At 77.8% G+C, this 2,374-nt stretch carries 2 protein-coding genes; one reads left to right on the top strand and one right to left on the bottom strand.

Translation table 11 applies throughout. The annotated features are described in order from the left end of the window. Nucleotides 1-767 (bottom strand): MFS transporter (locus tag AA75_RS30205; protein WP_149038461.1); only part of this gene is annotated, 767 nt, incomplete at its 3' end. 143 nt (nucleotides 768-910) lie between these two features. Between AA75_RS30205 and AA75_RS30200 the strand changes: the two genes are divergently transcribed. Beyond that, nucleotides 911-2,371, top strand: coding sequence for an NAD(P)/FAD-dependent oxidoreductase (locus AA75_RS30200; protein ID WP_063794465.1), 1,461 nt, complete (start codon nucleotides 911-913; stop codon nucleotides 2,369-2,371). Nucleotides 2,372-2,374: the final 3 nt, after the last annotated feature.

The raw sequence follows: 2,374 nt of genomic DNA, 5'->3' as shown, positions 1-2,374 counted from the left end.
AGCGGGCCGAGCAGCGACACCACCGGCAGCAGGCCGCCGGCCGCCGCCGCGGTGAGCAGCAGCGCGGGCCTGAGCACCGGGTCCGCCAGGGCTCGCCGTACCGTGCCGGCGGTCCCTCCGCGCGGACCCGCGCCGGATACGGTGCCGGCGGCCGCGTCGGCCGGGCGGATCCGCACCAGCACGGCCAGCACCACCGCGAAGGTCGCCGCGTCGGCGAGCGCCGCACCGCGCAGCCCGGAGGCGGAGACCAGGACCGCGCCCAGCGGCGCGCCGAGCAGCGCGGCGGCCTGGCCGGCCGCCTGCCGTACCGCCAGCGCCCGGGGGAGCTGGTCACCGCTCACCAGGCGGCGCGGCATCGAACCGGTGGCGGGCAGGTGGAACGCGTCGACCGTCCCGGTCACGGCGGCGATCAGGACCAGGAGCCACGGGGCGGCGGCCGGCCGGTCCAGGGTGGCGGCGAGCGCGAGGGTGGCCGCGAGCAGCACCGCGTCACCGGTGATCAGCACCCGGCGGGCGCCGAACCGGTCGGCGACGGCGCCGCCCGGCAGGAGCAGCAGGGTCCGGGGCACCGTCACGGCGGTCAGGACCAGCGCCGCCGTCCGTCCACCGTGCGCGGCGGCGGCCCAGCCGAGCGCGAACGACAGGACGGCGTCGCCGAGGACGGAGGCCTGGGCGCCGGCCAGCCAGTACAGGTAGCTGCGGGGCAGCGGCGGACGGGACCGGGCCGTCGGCGACGCCAGGGTCCGGGAGGCGGATGGGGAGGTCATGACGGCCGACCGTAGGGCCCTCGACCTGGTCGAGGGCAAACCCCGGCCCGGGGCGGACCGTACCCGGCACCGCCGACAAGCCGACGACAATCGAACGTCAAGCCGGCCGGTGCATGCTCGTCCCCGGGACGAGGAGAGGCACCATGGGGAACGACAGAACCGCAGGAACGGGTCACGCGGTGATCGCCGGCGCGGGTATCGCCGGGCTGCTGGCCGCCAGGGTGCTGGCCGGCCCGTACGAGCGGGTGACGGTGGTCGAACGGGACGCGCTGCCGGCGGGCGCCGGGCCGCGGCGCGGGGTGCCGCAGGGCCACCACGCGCACGGGCTGCTGGCCAAGGGGTTCGAGCTGCTGGATGAGCTGTTCCCCGGGCTGACACAGGATCTGGTGGCCGAGGGCGCCCTGGTCCGGGACGCCCAGGCCGATGTGCGCTGGTTCAACGACGGCCACCTGCTCAAGCCCGCCGCCGGGGACCTGCCCTGTCTGCTGGTCAGCCGCCCCGGGCTCGAACGGTACCTGCGGTCCCGGGTGGCGACGCTGCCCGGCGTGGAGTTCCACGACCGCTGCGAGGTCCTGGAACCCGTCGCGGACCACACCGGCGGGCGGGTCACCGGCGTCCGGGTCCTGCGGGTCAACTCCGAGCCGCGGCTGCTGGGTTCGGACCTTTTCGTGGACGCCACCGGGCGCGGCAACCGCGGGGTCACCTGGCTGCGGGCGCTGGGCTACGGCAGTGCGCCGCAGGAGCGGGTGGACTCCGGGCTGGTCTACGTCTCCCGCGAGTACCGGCGCCGCCCGGGCGACGCGCCCGCCGACGCGTACGTGGTCGGCGCCTCGGCGTCCGCGCCGCGCGGCGGGGTGGCGCTGAGCGCCGAGGGCGACCGCTGGCTGGTCACCCTGTTCGGCATGGGCGCCGACCGCCCGCCGGTCGACCCGGACGGCTACCACCGGTTCGCCGCTCGGCTTCCGGTGCCCGATCTGCACCGGCTCCTGGAGCGGCTGGAGCCGCTGGGCCCGCCGCGGGCGATGCGCATCCCGGTCTCGGTCCGCCGCCACTACGAGCGGCTGGAGCGCTTCCCGGAGGGCTACCTGGTGACCGGCGACGCGCTCTGCCAGTTCAACCCCTCGTACGGGCAGGGCATGACGGTCGCGGCCGGCGAGGCGGCGGCGCTGCGCGACTGCCTGGCCGAGGACGCGGGTGAGGGTCTCGCCGCCAGGTTCTTCCGCCGTGCCGCGCGGATCACCGACGTCCCGTGGGACCTGTCGGTCGGCGGCGACCTGCGCTTTCCGGCCGTCGCGGGCCGCCGCACCCCACGGGTGCGGGCGCTCAACCGGTACGTCGCGCGGCTGCACCGGGCCGCGGCGGTGGATCCGGTGGTCGGGCGGGCCTTCCTCACCGTCGCCCATCTGCAGGAGCCGCCGCAGCGGCTGTTCGCCCGGGACGTGCTGGCGGGTGTGGCGCGGGGCGGAGCGGTGCGCGGCGCGACGGTGCGTGGCCTGCTGCGGCCGCGCCCGGCCGGGGAGGTGGCGCGGGCGCGGACCGCAGCCCCGGCCCCGGCGGCAGACCCCGCCGCCGGGGACCGGCCGAGGACGACGGCGGCCTCCTGACCC

It is taken from the genome of Kitasatospora sp. MBT63 (assembly GCF_000710465.2).
In the GTDB taxonomy this organism is placed as follows: Bacteria; Actinomycetota; Actinomycetes; order Streptomycetales; family Streptomycetaceae; genus Kitasatospora.
The sequence above is the reverse complement of the archived record's forward strand: the minus strand, read 5'-3'. Positions and strand labels throughout refer to the sequence as shown.